The sequence below is a fragment of the Alkalibacillus salilacus genome, from assembly GCF_030812915.1.
GTDB lineage: Bacteria > Bacillota > Bacilli > Bacillales > Alkalibacillaceae > Alkalibacillus > Alkalibacillus salilacus.
The window spans coordinates 158348-177312 of record NZ_JAUSTQ010000005.1; the positions used below are offsets into that span (position 1 = coordinate 158348).

The 18965-nt window shown below is 39.3% G+C and carries 19 protein-coding genes and 1 riboswitch; of the genes, 4 read left to right on the forward strand and 15 right to left on the reverse strand.

Going from position 1 to position 18965, the window contains the following annotated elements; all coding sequences use genetic code 11:
• Nucleotides 1-78: 78 nt before the first annotated feature.
• From J2S77_RS08140 to J2S77_RS08170, 7 genes are all read right to left on the reverse strand, one after another.
• On the reverse strand, nucleotides 79-507 hold the full coding sequence (locus J2S77_RS08140; RefSeq protein ID WP_306976308.1) for a TIGR03826 family flagellar region protein: 429 nt from the start codon (nucleotides 505-507) through the stop codon (nucleotides 79-81).
• A gap of 66 nt (nucleotides 508-573) precedes the next feature.
• Nucleotides 574-1110, reverse strand: a complete 537-nt coding sequence (locus J2S77_RS08145) for a ComF family protein (RefSeq protein ID WP_306976310.1) — start codon at nucleotides 1108-1110, stop codon at nucleotides 574-576.
• 134 nt (nucleotides 1111-1244) lie between these two features.
• The gene (locus J2S77_RS08150; RefSeq protein ID WP_306976311.1) at nucleotides 1245-2603 is read right to left on the reverse strand and encodes an ATP-dependent helicase ComFA; all 1359 of its coding nucleotides are present in this window, start codon (nucleotides 2601-2603) and stop codon (nucleotides 1245-1247) included.
• 179 nt (nucleotides 2604-2782) lie between these two features.
• On the reverse strand, nucleotides 2783-3721 hold the full coding sequence (locus tag J2S77_RS08155) for a nuclease-related domain-containing protein (RefSeq protein ID WP_306976312.1): 939 nt from the start codon (nucleotides 3719-3721) through the stop codon (nucleotides 2783-2785).
• Between the two features lie 286 nt (nucleotides 3722-4007).
• Complete coding sequence (locus J2S77_RS08160; protein WP_306976314.1) at nucleotides 4008-4853, reverse strand: DegV family protein; 846 nt, start codon at nucleotides 4851-4853, stop codon at nucleotides 4008-4010.
• 325 nt (nucleotides 4854-5178) lie between these two features.
• Nucleotides 5179-5865: a response regulator gene (locus J2S77_RS08165; protein WP_306976315.1), complete on the reverse strand. Its 687-nt coding sequence runs from the start codon at nucleotides 5863-5865 to the stop codon at nucleotides 5179-5181.
• 170 nt (nucleotides 5866-6035) lie between these two features.
• Nucleotides 6036-7187 (reverse strand): sensor histidine kinase, encoded by a 1152-nt coding sequence (locus tag J2S77_RS08170; protein WP_306976317.1) that lies wholly within the window; start codon nucleotides 7185-7187, stop codon nucleotides 6036-6038.
• A 210-nt stretch (nucleotides 7188-7397) separates the two neighbouring features.
• On the opposite strand from J2S77_RS08170, the gene J2S77_RS08175 reads away from it, so the two are divergent.
• Nucleotides 7398-8036, forward strand: coding sequence for a YigZ family protein (locus J2S77_RS08175; RefSeq protein ID WP_306976318.1), 639 nt, complete (start codon nucleotides 7398-7400; stop codon nucleotides 8034-8036).
• A 463-nt stretch (nucleotides 8037-8499) separates the two neighbouring features.
• Here the strand turns inward: J2S77_RS08175 and J2S77_RS08180 are convergent, their stop codons facing one another.
• The 4 genes from J2S77_RS08180 to J2S77_RS08195 form a co-directional block, all read right to left on the reverse strand.
• Complete coding sequence (locus J2S77_RS08180; RefSeq protein ID WP_306976320.1) at nucleotides 8500-8979, reverse strand: GtrA family protein; 480 nt, start codon at nucleotides 8977-8979, stop codon at nucleotides 8500-8502.
• Entirely contained in the window at nucleotides 8976-10100 is a 1125-nt protein-coding gene (locus J2S77_RS08185; protein WP_306976322.1) for a glycosyltransferase family 4 protein, read from the reverse strand. The genes J2S77_RS08180 and J2S77_RS08185 overlap by 4 nt, the downstream gene beginning before the upstream one ends.
• A gap of 30 nt (nucleotides 10101-10130) precedes the next feature.
• The gene (locus J2S77_RS08190) at nucleotides 10131-11279 is read right to left on the reverse strand and encodes an NAD-dependent epimerase/dehydratase family protein (RefSeq protein WP_306976324.1); all 1149 of its coding nucleotides are present in this window, start codon (nucleotides 11277-11279) and stop codon (nucleotides 10131-10133) included.
• 644 nt (nucleotides 11280-11923) lie between these two features.
• Entirely contained in the window at nucleotides 11924-13420 is a 1497-nt protein-coding gene (locus J2S77_RS08195; RefSeq protein WP_306976325.1) for an APC family permease, read from the reverse strand.
• Nucleotides 13421-13662: 242 nt separating this feature from the next.
• On the opposite strand from J2S77_RS08195, the gene J2S77_RS08200 reads away from it, so the two are divergent.
• Together J2S77_RS08200 and J2S77_RS08205 are read left to right on the forward strand one after the other, a co-directional pair.
• Entirely contained in the window at nucleotides 13663-14202 is a 540-nt protein-coding gene (locus tag J2S77_RS08200) for a hypothetical protein (RefSeq protein WP_306976327.1), read from the forward strand.
• 111 nt (nucleotides 14203-14313) lie between these two features.
• Nucleotides 14314-14396, forward strand: a riboswitch (cyclic di-GMP riboswitch).
• Nucleotides 14397-14416: 20 nt separating this feature from the next.
• Entirely contained in the window at nucleotides 14417-14545 is a 129-nt protein-coding gene (locus J2S77_RS08205; RefSeq protein WP_306976329.1) for an anti-repressor SinI family protein, read from the forward strand.
• A 29-nt stretch (nucleotides 14546-14574) separates the two neighbouring features.
• Here the strand turns inward: J2S77_RS08205 and J2S77_RS08210 are convergent, their stop codons facing one another.
• On the reverse strand, nucleotides 14575-15009 hold the full coding sequence (locus tag J2S77_RS08210) for an IDEAL domain-containing protein (protein ID WP_306976331.1): 435 nt from the start codon (nucleotides 15007-15009) through the stop codon (nucleotides 14575-14577).
• A gap of 192 nt (nucleotides 15010-15201) precedes the next feature.
• On the opposite strand from J2S77_RS08210, the gene J2S77_RS08215 reads away from it, so the two are divergent.
• Nucleotides 15202-16287: an AI-2E family transporter gene (locus J2S77_RS08215; protein ID WP_306976333.1), complete on the forward strand. Its 1086-nt coding sequence runs from the start codon at nucleotides 15202-15204 to the stop codon at nucleotides 16285-16287.
• A 406-nt stretch (nucleotides 16288-16693) separates the two neighbouring features.
• Here the strand turns inward: J2S77_RS08215 and J2S77_RS08220 are convergent, their stop codons facing one another.
• Genes J2S77_RS08220 through J2S77_RS08230 form a run of 3 tightly spaced genes read right to left on the reverse strand, consistent with a single transcriptional unit; the run spans nucleotide 16694 to nucleotide 18936 of the window.
• Entirely contained in the window at nucleotides 16694-17683 is a 990-nt protein-coding gene (locus tag J2S77_RS08220; RefSeq protein ID WP_306976335.1) for an ABC transporter permease subunit, read from the reverse strand.
• Nucleotides 17673-18551 carry an ABC transporter ATP-binding protein gene (locus J2S77_RS08225; RefSeq protein WP_306976337.1) on the reverse strand — a complete coding sequence of 293 codons (879 nt, stop codon included), beginning with the start codon at nucleotides 18549-18551 and terminating at the stop codon, nucleotides 17673-17675. The genes J2S77_RS08220 and J2S77_RS08225 overlap by 11 nt, the downstream gene beginning before the upstream one ends.
• On the reverse strand, nucleotides 18544-18936 hold the full coding sequence (locus tag J2S77_RS08230; RefSeq protein ID WP_306976339.1) for a GntR family transcriptional regulator: 393 nt from the start codon (nucleotides 18934-18936) through the stop codon (nucleotides 18544-18546). Before J2S77_RS08230 ends, J2S77_RS08225 begins: the two co-directional genes overlap by 8 nt.
• Nucleotides 18937-18965 lie beyond the last annotated feature (29 nt).

Below are 18965 nucleotides of genomic sequence, written 5' to 3' on the forward strand. Positions count from 1 at the left end.
AATATATCGTTCAGCTCAGTTTGTATTTAAAAACGAACCTTCCGTCTATTTATAATATCGGAAGGTTCATACGGATGTTTAGTCTCGCCATTTATTTTCTTGTTGGACATTATAATAAACTTTCGCGTCACGTTTTTCTTGTTCTTGTTCAGCGATCGTTTTCGCGCCCGCTTCTTCTTTAAGGTCATTTTGCAAATCGCCAGCACAGTTTAGGCATAAACGACCTTCGTAAATTTGCGTGCCACAACGTTCGCAATCGTAAGTTAAGTTCGGAAATTCACCTGGGTGAATGCGCCGTTGAATTAACCACTTTTGAATGAGGTGCTTATCAACTCCTGTTGTTTCAGCTACTTCATTCATCGTCGACATGCGATTTTTCTTTTTACGCATAAATTCATAAACTGTCTGGAAATCCTCTTCCTCTTTTTTAAAACAATCTGCGCAAACATCCTGATTTTGTTTGACGAATAGGTTTCCACAGCGTGGGCAATTGGCTAAATCTGCCATGGTGTTTCTCCCCCTCGATTATGTATTATCTACTATTATAATGGTTAAGGTTTCGAAAACAAAGACTTAACTGCGAATTAATGTGAATGATTCGACAGATTTTGCTCCATGTTTAATGAGGAGATCGGCGGCTTGGCGGAGGGTTGTACCTGTTGTGTAGATATCGTCTATCAGGAGGATTTTTTCTGGTGGTTGTTTGGTGACTGTAAACGGATTAAGCGATGTGATGCGTTCGTAGCGTGACTTTTTCGACTGTTTGGTGTTGTCTTGGCGGGTTAGGATATTCGTGTGATAAGGTTGGATTAATTTTTGGGCAATGGCTTCGGCTTGGTTGAATAGGCGTTGTTGCTGGCGTACTGGATGAAGTGGGATCGGGATGGTGGTCGGTTGGTCGTTGAAATGGGTTTTGTAAGTGGATTGGATGGCGGTTTCGAACGCGTGAATGATTTCGTAGTCGCCCCGATATTTAAAACGACTTATGATGGCTTTCATTTCTGGGGTGTAACGATATAACGAGATGTTTCGTTTTAATGGGTCGACGGTGAAATGTTCTGACCATTTGTGGCAGTCAGGGCATTTTTTTGCTTGGGGGCTTGGTCTCATACAAATAGGACATGATGGCCCTGATATCGTTGGAAGTAGTTGCTCACAGTCTTCGCAAATCGGGCGAGTTTTCGTGACCAAGAGAGTCGCCCAAGTGGTGTCAGGTTCGGTTGAGTTTTGGCAAATATAACAGTTCATGATGATTGGCCTTTCGCTTCAAGATTTTTACGGATCGCGTAAGTCGTCGCTCGATTGATAGCCTCAGTGGTTTGTTCATAAAAAAATGTCACGTCACCTGTCGGATCTTGAGCGCTCCTTCCTGCACGTCCAGCGATTTGGATAAGTGCTGCTTCATCGAACACGTGATGGTCAGCTTGAATAACCGCGACGTCAATCGAAGGAAACGTGACGCCCCGCTCGAGAATGGTTGTGGTGATCAGGGCTGAGGTTGACTGAGTGCGAAATTGTTGAATGAGGTGATGACGATCAGGGCTTTCGGCGTGAACGTAGGGTAGGTCGAGTTTTGTTGCAAGTTGTTCGGCTAGTGCGATTGTGGGGACGAATAGGAGAAAACGGCGATTGGTTTGTTGTTTGGAACTGATCCATTGCGTGATTTTGGGTGGAAGTTGTTCGTCTTCGAGTTGTTTGGTGAGACGGAAGAGCATTTGTTTTGAGGGGATTGGTAAGGGGTGACCGTGATAACGCGCTGGGATTGAGACGGTCGGCAGTTGATTCGTGTTGATCAGCCATTTTTGTTTGAATCGCGGAGTGGCGGTAAGATAAATCGTCGCGCTATCTGGTTTCATCGCACGCCGGACGGCTTTTGGGAGCATTTTGTCATGATGATATGGGAATGCGTCGACTTCATCAACGATCATGACGTCGAAGGAGTTTTGATAACGTAATAATTGGTGCGTCGTCGCGATCACGAGGTGGCTATTGAGATCCTGTTCGGGACTGCCACCGTAAAGAGCAGCTAAGTGAATCGTTGGGAAGTCGTGTTTTAAGCGAGGGGCCAATTCTTTGACGACGTCTGAGCGTGGAGTCGCGAGACAGATTCGTTTGTGGTTTTGAAGAGCGTGCGTAATACCTTCATAAAGCATTTCAGTTTTCCCAGCACCACAGACGGCGTCGATTAATAATTGGTCGTTTTGTTGGATTGTTTTGACGAGTTGGATAGAAGCTCGTTGTTGGAGGTGGGTGAGATTGCCTCGCCATTTAAGTGGATTTTTCGGGTAGTGACGTGTCGGCTTTGGCCCTGTCCATTGGTATAGTGGCTCGAGCGTACTTGTGCGCCCCATTTGAATACATTGTTTGCAGTAGATGATAGGTTTCGGTTGGTGCGGGATTTTACCGAATAGGGATTGTTTCATATTGAAGCATCTAAAGCATTTGTGGAGAGTGAATTTTGTCTGGATAGATGGGATTCCAAGTATGTAGCCGTGTTTGGCCAGGTAATTCAGGCGCTGTTCGGAGATGTTTAATTCAGATTTGAGAAGTAATTTACCGGAAAATTTTCGTGCCATGTCTTCGATTAACGGGGGTACATGCATGATTGAGTTGAAACCTCCTTGGGTTGGATTGTTAAATAATCTGGGGACTTTGTTAAACAATTAATGGGGATTGTGAGACAGTAACCTGAGATTGTTAAACATTCTATTCAGTTTGTGAAATAACTTCCGGAGATTGTTAGACAATGTTATAACATTGTTTAACAATCATGGAACGCAGATTACATGAGTATATAAGAGGTCCCTCGTTTTTCGCCAATCTGTTTAGCTGTTCTTTTTAGTAATCTGCGAGCAGTATGCGGAGGTATGGCTAAAAACTTGGCAACTAATTGGCAAGTCACATTGTCTCCAAAAATTAGTCGACACGCTCGTAAAGCAGGGATATGAGCTGATCGATCTCGGTGATGACAGGTTTGGCAAACCCAAGTACTGTAGGTTCGCTCCATAAATACATCGCCGCATCCTGTGCATAGAACGCCTGACTTAATATGCGCTAAAATACTAGGATAATCGTTTAATAGTTGAGACTGCCTATTTTCATGATGACTTACTATAAATTGAGCTAGATTTTCGAGATAGTCCTTCTGGTTATGTGTTTCAGCATAAGTCATTAAAACCTCATCTATCCGTTGAAGCAATCTTTGGCTAATGATCATGTTGGGTTCATTTCCTTCAATTGTAGGGATGGCTTCATCATGGGTAAGGACAACTAGTGGTTGAATCGGCGGAAGAGGATAAGGACTACTCTCAATCAATGTGGTTAATTTATGACGTTGCATTTCAGCTTGTGCTATAGGATCACGCCGTCGTACTGAGCGGTTACCAACTTTTTGTTCAAAAACACCTGTCTGGGACTCGTAACGAAGCTCACCTTTATAGTGCTTCGTTTCTAAAATGAGGATACAATGCGGGAAGATTAAGAGATGGTCAATTTGACATTTTGAGCGATGGGCTTGGAAATACAAACCATGCAAATGGAAAAAATCTGATTGAATTTGGTTAATATAATAATAGATTGATTGCTCTCCTTCGTATCCCGCACTTTCAATCAGGTAACGTTCTTTTAATTCTTTAAAGTAAGGACTAGAAGCATCAAGTCGTGGCATGACCACCTCCAGCAATTCTAAATCTGGTGATTTCTCTCGCAAAATGGTCGTCATCAAAAGCTCTCCTTTTTAACTACCATTATAGTGCGATCACCAAAGGTTGCATAGTCTATGAAAAAACGCTAAGTAATAGGATTATTAAGCTTTTTATATCTTAAATGACCTATTTAAATAAATTAGAGACTTTAGCGATTTTTTCGCTCAAAAAATTATTTTTTACAAACTAGCCAGATTGTTTAACAATTTCTTAGGATTGTTTAACAATTGATAGAGATTATCTGACAATCTTAAATAAATTAAAAACAGCTGAGCGCGCTCAGCTGTTTCCTGATCTTAAGCGTTAATTCACTCGGTACCATCCAAGTCCAATGCCGCCTTCTCCTAAGTGCGTACCGATCACGGGACCGAAGTAGCTTAATGAAAATTCAACATTAGGGAATTTCGAATCTAGTTCGTCCATCCAGTTTTGGGCAAGCTCTTCACGTTCAGCGTGAATCACGACTGCTCGTAGTTGCTCAGCGTTTTTTGCATCTTCAGCGAGTAAATTTTCCATCCGTTTATACGCTTTTTTGCTTGTCCGAATTTTTTCAAACGGAACAATTTTCGTATCTTCAAAATGCAGGAGTGGCTTCACTTGCAGTAAACTACCAACCATAGCCTGAGCGCCAGTTAATCGACCACCTCGTGCTAGATGACTTAAATCATCAACCATAAAATACGCCCGCGAACTATTTTTCATTTCATGCAAACGTTCCATAATCGCATCGACAGGAGCACCTTCATGCGTCATTTTTGCCGCTTCCAACGCGTAAAACCCTTGAACCATACAGCTAATTTCCGAATCAAAGGGATAAACTTCCAAATTATCTACCATATCACCAGCTGACATGGCCGCTTGGTAAGTCCCGCTAATTCCACTTGATAAATGTACCGAAATCACCGCATCGTAATCTTGTGCGATTTCCTCAAATATCGAAACAAAATCCCCCACTGCAGGCTGACTCGTTTTCGGCAACTCTTTAGCTTCTCTTACTTTGTTATAAAATTCGCTTGTCGTTATATCTATTAATTCACGATAAGTTTCCTGTTCAAATGTCACACTAAGTGGCACCATAAATATATTCCATTTGTCACGTTCTTCTTGAGGTATGTATGATGTACTATCAGTTAAAACTGCAATCTTCATGCCAACGACCTCCCTCTATCATCCATTCTACAACACTATTCTTCCTTTTGCACCGATAATTTGAATGAACATTCATTTTGATTTTAGATTTTTGATCGAGATTGTTAAACAATGTTCTCACATTGTTTAACAATCCACAGCCTATATTTAACATTCTAATCCTTTTGTTAAACAATATCGATATATTGTTTAACAATCGCTCCGCTTTATTAAACAATCCCTCCGAAATATTAAACAATCCCCTCTAAATGTTTAACAATCTAAAAGCCGCATAACGCATAAAACCCCTTACGCCTGGTAGCGTAAGGGGTTACATTTAATCATATTATCTAACTTGTACCCAGCCTTCTTTAATTGCTGTAACAACTGCTTGGGTACGGTCGTTCACGTTCATTTTTTGTAAAATGTTCGAGACGTGGTTTTTAACTGTCTTTTCACTAATAAATAAGTCTTCTGATATCCCGCGGTTACTACGGCCATCGGTCATCAGTTGTAAGACTTCACATTCACGGCGAGTAAGTAAATGAAGAGGTTTTCGGTATTCGATATATTCGAATGCAACATCTGAATTATCAGTCGGTTCACCTGATAAACGGCGATATTCACGCAATAAATTATGCGTTACTTTCGGGTGAATATAGGATCCACCTTCACTTACAATCTTAATCGCATTCACTAATTCTTCTGTATCCATTTCTTTCAGCATATAACCTAAAGCGCCAGATTTAAGCGCATGAGTCACATACGACTCGTCGTCATGAATCGACAAAATAATGACTTTCAAATCATCAAATTGGTCGACTAACTGACGCGTCGCTTCGACACCATTTACTTCTGGCATATTAATATCCATTAACACAATATCTGGTTCGTGTTGTTTAATCGTATCAACGGCCTCTGATCCATCGCTAGCCTCTGCTACGACTTCGAAGCCTTCTTCAAATTCTAAAATTCGCTTGATTCCTTCACGGAAAAGTTTGTGATCGTCAATTAAAACGATACGGGTTGCCATGGTACTCCTCCTTCGACTGATACCTTTACTCAAGCCGTAAAATCTCCCTAGAAATGTACAACCTATTATACTACAATTATCGGCTTATGGGTAATCTTTCATACAAAAAAGTTAAAAATTTATTAAATATAATGAAATTTAGCTAATGATGGAAAGCCTATTTCATAACATTACCCTTCGCCTTCACCTTGTACAGGCAATTGCATCAATACTTTTGTTCCTTGTCCTTGTTCCGATTTCAACTCAATCGTACCACCAAGCATATCGACACGTTCTCTCATACCTGTTAGACCAAATGATGATTCCTTTTCTGTTTCGATATCAAACCCTTTACCATGATCAATCACTTGGACGTTTACTTGTTGAACAGTTTCTTCAAAAATCACTTCAATCAAGCTCGTATCAGCATGCTTGATGGCATTTTGTACGGATTCTTGAACTAAACGAAACACAGCCGCTTCAAATTTCTGATTATAACGCTTGTTACTTTCTTTCGCTTTAAATTCAACCTTAATTTCATGATAGTCCTCAACCGTCTTCAAATATTTACGAAGCGTCGGCACTAAGCCAAGATCATCGAGTGCCATTGGACGAAGGTCATAAATAATTTTGCGCACTTCATATAATGCGTTACGCACGAGCTCTTTCACTTCTTTAATTTCCTTCGTCGCCTCATCAATGCCTCGCTCACGAAGCGTCTTCGTCACAATGTCCGAGCGAATCATGACATTCGCTAGCATTTGGGCAGGTCCATCGTGTATATCTCTCGACAGTTTTCGACGCTCTTCTTCTTGAGCATCGATAATTTTAAGGCCAAAATTATACTTCTGATTAGCCTGGGTGAGCGCATCATTGACTTCTCGAAAATCCTCAGTTAGATAATGCAACATGACGTTAATCTTACTCATCACATTTTCCGTGCGGGCAATATTCTCATCAAGTGCTCTTATCCGATTTTCCAATTCATCACGGCGCTTAACAAGTTCTTCTTCTTGTTGGCGTTGAACGACAAGTTTCGTATGCAGCTCATATGTCGTATTATACGTTTCCTGGACTTGTTCCTCACTATACTGCGAGAAGTTTTTGCTAACATCACTTAAACGCTGGCGCGATAATTTAAGCCTACGTTCGAGCTGATCATTATCCGCAATCATTTGATCAACTTGGTTACGAATTTCCTTCACTTCTTCCGCGAGTTTCTCTTGTTCCTGCCTAGAATGCTCACTTAAGTTAAAAATCTCTTCCTTACTATTTGAGACGACATTAACCATTTCATCGATGATTTTATTTAACATTTGATCTTGGTCTAAAATATTGGACATCGAAACTCCTCCATCATTCATACTATATCTTTCGGCTTGTTTTATAAATTCTTTGAGGGTCTTGATCAAATTTTTTATTCATATTTTATAAAAATTCATGACAAAAGTCTTAAACTTAAAAGGAATTATGCATTTTTCAGAAATCATCCCCGCAAAATTTGCCTGGCTAACCTTGTTTTTATATAATAGTTGGTTAGGAGGATGACTGACATGCTAGAAAATTATTTAACTGTAAAACAACAAAGTGAACACGAAATCATCATACAAAAGTCTCGATTTATCGGACATATTAAGCGTACCGAAACTGAAGATGAAGCACAAGCATTTATTAATCAAATAAAAAAAGAACATGCCAGTGCGACGCATAACTGCTCGGCCTATATGATTGGTGAGCAAAACTTAATCCAAAAAGCTCATGATGATGGCGAACCAAGTGGTACAGCAGGTGTACCCATGCTGGAAGTGTTAAAACAAATGGATATGAAAGATACGACCGTTGTGGTGACACGTTATTTTGGTGGGATTAAATTAGGTGCAGGAGGACTCATTCGCGCATACTCAAATGCGACAAGCGAAGCTATTCGAGCGGTTGGCGCTGTTAAACGTTCATTGATGCAAAATGTCATGATTCAGGCTGACTACGGCATGCTAGGCAAACTAGAAAATGAACTACGTACACATGATTATTTAATCGACACGATCGATTACGCAGAAGATGTTACTTTTCACGTCCTCGTTCCTATATCCGATGCAGAAGACTTTAAAAGCTGGATTGTCAATTTAACCAGCGATCAAGTAACAATCAAAGACGACGAAACCCAATATATAGAACGAGATGTGGAAGTTTGATTCAAGTCCGTTGTTGAATTGTGATTCGCTATTGGTGAACAGTTTCACATGGACATTCTATATAGATGCGATAATAGCTATTTACTTCTCGTGTTTCAATAACGTGAAAGCTTTCCCTCCTGGTAATGTCATGTTATGATACATATGCACGCAGCTCCTTTGTTTTGTTTTAGTGGTATAAAACAAGGATAACAAATAAGGAGTTTGCGTGCTTTTTTGTCTCATCAAACCGCTCAGTTGGTGTCAGGTGAGGAGCGCAGGTGGTGACGCCTGCGGGAACAGCACGCGTCTCGAGACCCCGCAGGCCATGCTTTTTGGCCGAGGAGGCTCGAGCCGTGCCCGCGGCAAGCATCCACCGAAAGCGGATCGCCTGACGCCAACGGCCGACATCAAACCCTCATGCTGAATTGTGTATCTACCCCAACAAATATATTAGAGCCAACAAAAAAACCACCAACATTGCTTAGCGCAATTTGGTGGCTTTGTTTTGTTTACGTAACGATATTTGATAATCTTTGAACACATAATATTTAATCATGAAGAAGCTAGCGAGTGATGATGACGCCATGGCACTCCCTTTAGCAATGTTATACGCCAACCACGCTGGAATCGCGAATAGGCCGAACAAGGCATTAACCGCAACGAAAATTAAGTTATTAACGCCCAGACTGATAATAGCCTGAATAATAAACCCTACGCGTTGGCGATTAGCACCATTAGAAGTACGGTTAAACGTAATAGTCGCATTCCATAAATAACTATTTAACACAGATAACGAGTAAGCTGTTGTGTTAAATAGAATCAGCGTTAACGTATCGGTAGTCGGAAAAAAGATCAAAAGTAGATTCAGTACGCCAATATCGATTGCAGCGTTTGAACTACCAATCACGCTGAATTGGAAAAATTGCTTAATACCACTTTTTCGTTTCTTTTCTTCTGTCATGAGGATCCCTTCTTCTGTTCAGCAACGCGGTGGTATATATCAAGGGCTTGTTGTGATTGACGATCCCAACCCATTTGTTGGATATTCGCATAAGCTGTCTCACTTAAGCGTTGTCGTAATGACTCATCTTCTAATTTCCTGACCGTTTTCACAAAGTCATCATTACTTGATGGGTCATACAACAAACCTTGTTTCTCATCAGTAATTTGTTCTTCTGTTGGACCACTTTTGGCTGCGACAACAGGTAAACCTGCTGCCATCGCCTCGGAAAGCACCAATCCTAGCGTTTCTGTTGTCGATGGGAAGACGAATACATCAGCTGATGCATAGGCACTAGCCAGTTCCTCACCATGCAAAAAGCCAGTAAAGACTGTATTCGTACCAGCAAAATATTTTTCTAATTCGCCACGGTGCGGACCATCACCAACGATTCCCAACACAAATTGATCTGAATAATCGAGTACGTGACGAATTTTTTCAATTTCCTTCTCTGGCGCTAGTCGGCCGACAAACAGTAATAGGGTCTTGTCGGTTTGGCCGCCTGATAACCTGTCACGCATGTCATGACTTTTGTATTCAGGATTGAAAAATTCTGTATCGACACCGCGTTCCCAAACTTCAACATTATGGAAATCATGCGCATCAAGTTCCTGTTTCACGACATTCGATGTACATAAATTGAGATCGGCTTTGTTATGCAGTTTCCTAAAATACCACCATAAGAGTGGCTTAAATATCGAGACATTATAATAATCCGCATAACGTGGTACTTGTGTATGGTATGACGCAACTAATGGATAGTTCAACTTATTTGCATAGTGTACCCCAGAAGCACCAACAAATGCAGGATTAACGACATGAACAATATCAGGATCTTGCTCTTCAATAATCGTGCGCACTTGTTTGGAAGGAAACGCAAATAATTTTGACCGATAAAACAAGAATTTCCGTGCTGGCAGACCAATAATTTGCGCTCCTTCAAATTCCTTAACACCTAAATCTGGGGCTACAACGGTAACATCATGACCTTGTTTCATAAAATAACGTATACTATGCGTTAATCGGGTCACAACGCCATCTGTTGCTGGTAGAAATGTTTCTGTGATGATGAGTATATGCATAACAAGTCCGTCCTTTATCCTATGCGCCTATTATTTCCACGTTACAGTTGGCAAAATATTATCTTTAATAACGCGATCTTTATGGGCAACAACTGCGTGTAAGATTTCTCGAATGACATCTTCGTCTAATAAATAAGGCTCTAACCCTAAATCTTGTAATTTCGTATTAACAGCATGGTAGAAATGATCTTCTGCTTCAACACGAGGATTGTCTAAATGAGCGATATTCGTATCGAACCCTTCTTCTTTCGCAACTTTTTGGACTTTTTCAGCTAAGTCCTGTACCGAGAAGTATTCCGTGAATTGGTTAAAGACACGGAATTCGCCACGATCAGCTGGATTCTCCGCTGCAATTTCGATACAACGTACCGTATCACGAATGTTTAAGAATGCACGTGTCTGACCACCTGAACCATAAACCGTGATATCTTCGCCAACAGTTGCTTGAATAATAAAACGGTTAAGGGCTGTACCATATACACCGTCGTAATCAAGGCGGTTCGTTAAAATAGGGTCCATTAATGTTTCATCTGTTTCTAAACCATACACAATGCCTTGGTTAAGGTCTGTCGCGCGAATGCCCCAAATTTTACAAGCAAACGTAATGTTATGGCTATCGTGTACTTTCGATAAGTGGTAGAAAGAACCTGGTTGCTTCGGATACGGCAGTGTATCTTTGCGACCTTTGTGTTCAACTTCAATATACCCTTCTTCGATTGGAATATTCGGCGTACCATATTCACCCATTGTACCTAATTTAATTAGGTGACAGTCCGGAACGATTTCGCGAATACCGTAAAGCACGTTCAACGTACCTGTCACGTTGTTTTCTTGCGTATACACAGCATGCTCACGATCGATCATCGAATATGGAGCTGAGCGCTGTTCGGCAAAGTGTACGAATGCATCTGGCTCTTCAGTCTTAAGCACTTGCTTTAGAAAATCATAATGTGTCAGATCCCCTTCGTAAACGCGGATCTCCTTACCTGTTAACTCTTTCCACTTCGCCACACGCTCGTCCAACGACGCAATAGGTGTTAACGAATTCGAATGAAGTTCTTGGTCAATATCTCGTCTTACATAGTTGTCGATAATTGATACATCATGGCCTTGTTTGGATAAATATAATGCGGTTGGCCACCCACAAAAACCATCTGCACCAGCAACAATAATATTCATATTTCTTTCCGCCTTTCGTATTTAAATAACTTTTTAATTAGATAAAACATATTTCACAATCATTATCATAACATTCATAAGTAAGATTTCAATTAGTATCTAGTAATAAAGAACGAATGAGACAAATTTGTCAAATATTTTGGAAAAAACAAGGGGATTGAAGCAATCAAACCCCTTTAACCTATCAACCTAAATATGATTTGAACATCCAAATTCTTGACCATTTTGTCTTATTATAACTAATTAATTTCAATTTGGATTAGTTTAACCAGAATCTTAAAAAAATCTTTACGTTATGAAATAAAACAAAACCTTCAATAACATGACGTTTTATTAGCCTAATGTTTAAGATCATTTTTTAATCGAGTAAAATCAAACCTCATATTAAACGAATAAAATTTATAAATCACTTCGGTTTACATAAGATGATACAGTTCATTGTTCACAAAAAAACCGCCCATCTCTATGAGATGAGCGGCAACAATAAGATAGCGTCTTAATAACCTTATGATCGAGGTTACCTTCATTTTATTATAGACCTATAATATTTACAATGTCACATTCATTGAAAAATAAATCAAAAATCCCATGTTTAGTGACCTAAAAATTGTCGACATTGTTCAAGTTTTTATAATTATTCTAATCTAGAATTCTTGGTCTTCTTCTTTTTTCAATTTATATTGGTCTTCTCCTAAGATTAGATAAGCCAATTCATCTCGTGTATATTTTGATAACTCTCGGCGGCGTCCAATGTAGAAAATCGCACCTAGTACAACCCATACAATTAACGCAATAAAGGACTCTTGTCCAAGCGCAGCTGGTGAAGCTGGGTATAGCAATAATATTAAGAATACAATACTTGATACCATACCGATGATTGTCACGACTTTTCGCCACGGAGAAATAATATGCAATTCTGGATTATAATCACGTGCTTGATCATTCCATCTTAATAACCTATAAGCTGTGTACGTTGTATAGAAATAAGCAATGGATACACCAACTGAAGACATATCAACGATCCAACTTAGCACATCACGACCAAACCACGGTGCAATAATCGAAATTAGGGCCGCAAATAAAATCGCATAAAACGGTGTGTTATGTTGCTTGTGTAAACGCGCAAACATATCAGGAAGGACTTTTCCACGCGCCATAGCAAATAAAACTCGGCTTGCTGATATTAAAAAGCCGTTTAAACCAGTGAAAATACCCATTGATAAGGCTGTTGCTAAAACAATTAAACCAGCTGTTCCCATCACTTCTTCAACAACAACACCTGTGCCCCATGAATGGTTCGCACCTGAAAGCTCCTGCCATGGCATAGCGACACCTGTAGACACAATCATCATCGAATAAATTGCTGCTGCAAATAAAATCGCTAATACGATTAATGTTAAAGCTTTTTTCGATGAGAACTTAAATTCTTCCGCTGCTTGTGGGACGTTATCGAAACCAACATAAGCAAATGGTGCAATGGCCACCATGGTCAGAATTGCTGATAACGCCGTCATGTCTGGCCTAAAGACAGGTGATAAATTACTAAATGATGTGTCACCACTTGAAGTCATACCAATCGTAATCGTTAGAACACCTAATATTAAAATAGCTACAAATATAAACTGCATACGACCTGAGATCGTCGAACCACGAATATTTAAAAATGCAAAAATACCAATTAATAATGTCGTGATAATAATTTCTGTTAAATAAACTTCCCATCCTGCTATTTCATATAGCTTGGCCTGTTCGATGAAATCCGGGAAGATGAATTTCAACATTAAAGAGAAAGCTGTCGCATTTAACGCTACGATACATATGTAACCAAGCGTTAAAAACCAACCACTAATGTATGCGTGCGTCCTGTTCAATCCTAAGAAAGCGTAGGCAAATTCCCCACCTGATACAGGATAACCTCGAATGAGCACACCATAGCTGATCGCAATCACGATCATGAGAAGCGCACCGATTGTTAAACCTAAAATGACGCCTAATGGTCCAGCATCACCCATCCAGTTTGCTGGCATTACGAATGATGCCCAACCAATAGATGACCCGAGCGCAATGGCCCAAACCCAATGTGGCTTTAATGTTCTGTCTAATTTCTGACGTGTTAGTGATTTGTCTGACCTTCCACTCACGACTAAAAACTCCTTTTCGTATTAGAATGTTAAAGTATTACGCAAGTCATTGTCGCACACTCATTTAACAATAGGAAATCTCCGATGACCTTGTCTGTGCTAGTATGAACAAGCATGAATGACCTGTGTGCATTATTTTTTGAAAATGTCGTAAAATATCAAAAAATGCACGCAAAAATACCATAAGTATAAAAGTATTAATCAAGGGTAATGATGGAAGTAAAAAAGTTAGGTGACTCATGATGCGCTGGATTAGCTTACTCTTGTTTTCAATCATTATCTTCCCTTTTTATCTTCTTACTACACATGTTTTTGATAACTTTTCATTAAATAACCCAGAACATATTGAAGAACCTTCATCTGAATCCATATCCACAACGACAGAACGCACTCTAAATGCTGCAACACACAAACCTGCCACAACCGCCAGTTCTTCTGGCAATATTAAAACAGAATACATAAACAAACTCAATCAATTAGAAGAATCTGTTTGGGAAGAAATTAATCAATTAGAGAAGCAAGTGGAATCTGATCTTACCAGTACAAACAATGCGATCAAAAGAGGGGCAGTTCTTTTAAAATATGAACGAAAAGCACGGGAGATTGAAGAAAAAACTGACGAACAATTCACTGAACTTATGCAAGAATTAGAGAGCAATGTCCAATCAGATCAGACTGGTCAGCACCTTTCACAAGAATTAAAGACGGAATACGAAGACCGTAAATCAAAATTAAAGTCTTCCATATACGAGGAAGTGAATGCTTTTCTTAGTGAATCGTGATGAAGGTACGCAGATTACTGCGAACCCTCAGAAAACATGTTGAAACTTTTGGATGGATTAGGGGTAGCCAGTCTGAATATCAAAGGGTAGACTATACTTAATATATCAAGAACGTGCAAAAGGCAAACCTTCTGAAAGGTTGGGACGCAAAGCTTTTGGTCTACGGGGAAACCTATGATTGCAAGGCTGCCACCATGTGGATGGGGGAACGAAAATGAAGCAAGCAGCACCAACTTCGTTACGTTATCTTGATCAAGAATGGGTTGAGCTGATCAAAATGGCTAAAGCACTCGGCATTGAAAAACAAGACATTCAGCAATTTTTAAAACATAAGTCAATATAATGGGATGGCGAAGTCGCCATCCCATTTCGTTACTTGTAATACGCCGTTAACGTGTTAAACATCGCTTGATCTCGGTTTTCTAAGGCTTGATTAATTAGTCGCATGAAATTCTCATGCTCAAGACTTGCGATCACATCCGATAACTCTTCCTCCGATACTTCGCAAGAGTCTGTGTTTAATCGTTTGAAAAGTTCATTTATTTGAGCTTCAAACTGCTCAAATGTCCTTAATTGATAAAGTGGCAACGTCAAGTATTCCTTACCATGCTGAAACACAAATTGATCATCTGTATTGACAATCTGTTCGCTACATCGATCGATAATAATTTCACGTGCTTCTAAAGGAATAAAATGATAAGTCTTGCCATGACGTTCAATCGAAAAATACTGAAACGCTAAAATAATCCTTAAATAAGTCTCATCTCTTTTGACATAATAAGGTTTTAACATTTTCACCGATTGCACCGCCACCACCCCCACTCTATATAAATTTAGAAAATTCTGTCTATTATAATTATGCACTATTTTTCAGAAAAATTAAAGCGATTTGACAAAATTTTTATATAAAAATCTTATAAACTGTTTTAAACTAAGATATAATGGGAAATAATTGCTATGTTAATAGTATGAATTAGTAATAAAGAAGGTGACACGATTATGCCAAACGGGAAATGGTTTCGTATCGGATATGGTTTAATTATTATCTTACTCATTGTCTTTCTAGCAACAAAGGTAAGATTCATTTTCGAACCAATTTTTGTCTTATTTCAAACATTATTCATTCCCATCATTATTGCGGGTATTCTCTATTATTTAATTCGGCCACTCGTCGATTTCGCATCGAAATACATACCACGGCCATTATCTGTAATTATCGTCTTTTTAACTGGTATTGGGATTGTGACTGGGCTGATTATGCTAATCGCTCCAGAATTAGAACGGCAGTTTAATAATTTAGCCAACTCGCTTCCTGATTTGATTGATGATGCCAACCAATTGTTACTCAATATTCAAGCGAGTGATTGGTTTTCTAGAATTTCACCTGAAGAAGATGCGATCACGAATTTCTTTAACAATTTAGAAAGTAACTTAGATCAAATTCTTTCGCAAATTGCTTCACAAATCACAGAGTATATCGGAGTCATTGCAAACGTCTTAATCACCATCATTGTGGTACCGTTCATTTTATTTTACTTATTAAAAGATGGTGAGCTACTACCACGTCGAATCATTGGTTTCTTACCTAAGCGTTATAAAGATGAAGCGGTTGAAATCTTAGATGACATGGATTCAGCGCTTAGTTCTTATATTCAAGGACAAATTATCGTTAGTTGTTTCGTCGGTGTGCTTGTTTATATTGGTTACACCATTATCGACTTACGATTCTCGCTAATTTTAGCCGTTGTAGCCCTTTTAACGAACTTCATTCCATTTATTGGACCATGGATCGGAACGCTTCCAGGTGTAATTGTTGGTTTACTCGATTCACCGTTTCAGGCACTACTAGTTATCATCATAGTAGTGGTTATTCAACAGATTGAAAGTAATCTTATTTCACCACAGGTTATGGGTAAAAAATTACAAGTCCATCCGATTACGATTATATTCCTGTTGCTGTTTGCCGGTAGATTTGGTGGTATCTTGGCGATGATCATCGCCGTACCGACTTACGCGGTTATTAAAGTAATCGTCAGTCACATCTACCGGATTATCAAACTAAGGAATAAAGATTCATTTGAATGAATAAGAGGCTGGGACTAAACCTTATAATGCAAAGTAAAACCCGAGCGATTTTATGAAATCGTTCGGGTTTTCTGCTTGTATAACGCTCCATCAAAACACTTCGCTTGGTTCTACGTGACATAAGCTCAACATCAGCTCTGCTGACGCAATCGCTGTGTTTCCTTTACCGGGGCACGGCTCGAGCCTCCTCGGCCCAAAAACGGGGCCTGCGGGGTCTCGACACACGTGCTGTTCCCGTGACGACCCGGACGGTCTAATGTCGGCGTTGGTCACAGGACGTGGCCGCTTTTAGCCGACCAGGCGTCTAAGTGTTTTGATTCCGCTTCATAATTGCTTAACTATAATGGATTTTAATAACTCATCTCTTGTATAAGTAAATTTTTATGTCCCGATCTATTGTTTAAATTTAAGCTCTATTAAGCAATCGTTTCGTGATTTTCCATGAGAAGAATAGAAAAATCGTAGCACCGATCCAATATAAAATCACAGCAATCGTCATTCCTGAATTATAAGGCGCAATAGATGAAACAAGCATTCCACCTAATAACACACTACAAAGCGGAATACCGACTAAGAAAATCGGATGCAATGAACGAAACGTAATAAAATCTCCTGTGTATTCTGATGGGGCTTTAATAAACAATAGTAAACCAGCTACCGATGCGACGATTAGAGCTACAATCGGTGTCCAGACTGACAATTGTTCATACATATACGGTGATAAGTACATAAACCAAAATAAATCCGTCATCACTGGCTCAAGATTACCTGAATTCAATTGACCTCCATGGACATAAACGAGTTGACTAATTAACATAAATAAGCCTTGCGGTAAGAATAAAAAGATAAACGTTAAGGCAATTTGTGATTTGATTTCACCCGTGATTGACCCAATCATCATTGAAAAGGCAAAAATAAACGCATATACCGCTAAAGGCATGATAAATACTTCCCATAAGTCAACATTCGATAATAACGAGCTAAACTCTGATTGCGAGATTACCATGACTGCCAACCAAAATGATATGGTAAAACTTAATACAATGGATAACATTCCGAACACGTACTTCGTTGCAAACATTTGCTGGCGCGAAAAAGGTAAAGCCATCGAAAAGTCATGTCGTTTCGTACTTTTTTCCAACCCGATTAAGAAACCAGCGAGTAAGATCACAAGACCAATTGCAATAACACCGAATACATCTGGTGAAAATAAACCATTTATTTCATTAACCTTATTTTGCTCCCAATATTGCGGACTTTGTTCCGCCATTGTTCGCCAGGTATCCAAACTCATCACAGCATTTAAAAAATAACTTAGTAAAAATACGATAAGTACACTAATACTGATTAACACATTATGCTTCCATTCTTTCATCCATAGTGCTTTAGGAAACATATAAGTCACCTCCTAATTTCGCCACGAACACGTCTTCAAGCGTAAGTGGTAGTTCCTCAAAGAGTATCGGGTCATACTGTCGTAACACCGCTTCATTTTCCTCATCATTTTCCTTAATCAATACAACGCCAACACGCCCAGACTGACTTAAGACGTCCATATGCTCTTGAATATCACTTGGAAATGCATCATGATAAGCAACTTGTACTTTCTTATATTGTTGTTTCAACTCTTCCATCTCTACTTCAGATTCAACCGTTCCATCTTTAAGAACGACAATATGATCAGCCATTTTTTCAAGTTCATCCAGACGGTGAGATGAAATAATGACCGAGACATCTTGTTTGGCCACTTCTTCAGCAATAAATTGAAGAATGTCCTTCTTGATAATGACATCTAACCCGTCCGTTGGTTCGTCTAGCAGTATGTATTGCGCATTAGTCGCAAACGCTAGAATTAGAGAAAATAACGCCTTTTGCCCTTTCGACATTTGTTTAATTTTACCCGTCTTCTTGAAATTGAATTTATCCAGTAAATTGTAATAATAAGTTTCATCAAATGATGGATAAACAGTCTTATAAAACTTCACAATTTCTTTAACAGAATACGCTTTCAAGGCATCTGTCGAATCGGGTACAAATACGATGTTTTGCTTAATATCTGGTTCACGATAAACACTTTTACCATCTACTGAAATCGAACCATTATCAGCATGAATAATTCCTGATATCATACGGAGTAGTGTCGTTTTCCCAGCTCCATTACGACCAACGACCCCTGTAATTGTCCCCGGTTGGACTTGAAAATTAACTTGATCTAATATACGCGTTCGATCAAGCGATTTTGTAACATTATTAACTTTAATCATCAGACTCTCTCCCTTCTTCTTTAAAAAACTCTTCGATCCACTGCTTTAACTCCTCTTTAGTCATACCAGCTTGCATGGCTTTTACGAACAAAGCCTCTGCTTGTTCTTTCAAATGTCCCACTTCCTTTTCTTTCACAAGTTCTAATACATCTTCCGCAATAAACGTTCCTTTACCTCGATAAGTCACGAAAATGCCTTCACGCTCTAATTCTTTATACGCTTTACTCACCGTGTTAGGATTAACAGTTAATTGGGATGACATTTCACGAACGGAAGGTACTTGATCACCTGCAACCACAACGCCTTGTAAAACACGACGTTTGACTTCATATATGATTTGTTCATAGATCGGTTGATTACTAGTTGGGTTTAAAATAATATGCACATCATCACCTCGCTTCTCTGTGTATTAAG

What these genes read in the sequence shown, in the direction of transcription:
- J2S77_RS08140 (WP_306976308.1), bottom strand. Translation starts at nt 507, where the DNA reads ATGGCAGATTTAGCCAATTGCCCACGCTGTGGAAACCTATTCGTCAAA.
- J2S77_RS08145 (WP_306976310.1), bottom strand. Translation starts at nt 1,110, where the DNA reads ATGAGACCAAGCCCCCAAGCAAAAAAATGCCCTGACTGCCACAAATGG.
- J2S77_RS08150 (WP_306976311.1), bottom strand. Translation starts at nt 2,603, where the DNA reads ATGCATGTACCCCCGTTAATCGAAGACATGGCACGAAAATTTTCCGGT.
- J2S77_RS08155 (WP_306976312.1), bottom strand. Translation starts at nt 3,721, where the DNA reads ATGACGACCATTTTGCGAGAGAAATCACCAGATTTAGAATTGCTGGAG.
- J2S77_RS08160 (WP_306976314.1), bottom strand. Translation starts at nt 4,853, where the DNA reads ATGAAGATTGCAGTTTTAACTGATAGTACATCATACATACCTCAAGAA.
- J2S77_RS08165 (WP_306976315.1), bottom strand. Translation starts at nt 5,865, where the DNA reads ATGGCAACCCGTATCGTTTTAATTGACGATCACAAACTTTTCCGTGAA.
- J2S77_RS08170 (WP_306976317.1), bottom strand. Translation starts at nt 7,187, where the DNA reads ATGTCCAATATTTTAGACCAAGATCAAATGTTAAATAAAATCATCGAT.
- J2S77_RS08175 (WP_306976318.1), top strand. Translation starts at nt 7,398, where the DNA reads ATGCTAGAAAATTATTTAACTGTAAAACAACAAAGTGAACACGAAATC.
- J2S77_RS08180 (WP_306976320.1), bottom strand. Translation starts at nt 8,979, where the DNA reads ATGACAGAAGAAAAGAAACGAAAAAGTGGTATTAAGCAATTTTTCCAA.
- J2S77_RS08185 (WP_306976322.1), bottom strand. Translation starts at nt 10,100, where the DNA reads ATGCATATACTCATCATCACAGAAACATTTCTACCAGCAACAGATGGC.
- J2S77_RS08190 (WP_306976324.1), bottom strand. Translation starts at nt 11,279, where the DNA reads ATGAATATTATTGTTGCTGGTGCAGATGGTTTTTGTGGGTGGCCAACC.
- J2S77_RS08200 (WP_306976327.1), top strand. Translation starts at nt 13,663, where the DNA reads ATGCGCTGGATTAGCTTACTCTTGTTTTCAATCATTATCTTCCCTTTT.
- J2S77_RS08205 (WP_306976329.1), top strand. Translation starts at nt 14,417, where the DNA reads ATGAAGCAAGCAGCACCAACTTCGTTACGTTATCTTGATCAAGAATGG.
- J2S77_RS08215 (WP_306976333.1), top strand. Translation starts at nt 15,202, where the DNA reads ATGCCAAACGGGAAATGGTTTCGTATCGGATATGGTTTAATTATTATC.
- J2S77_RS08220 (WP_306976335.1), bottom strand. Translation starts at nt 17,683, where the DNA reads ATGTTTCCTAAAGCACTATGGATGAAAGAATGGAAGCATAATGTGTTA.
- J2S77_RS08225 (WP_306976337.1), bottom strand. Translation starts at nt 18,551, where the DNA reads ATGATTAAAGTTAATAATGTTACAAAATCGCTTGATCGAACGCGTATA.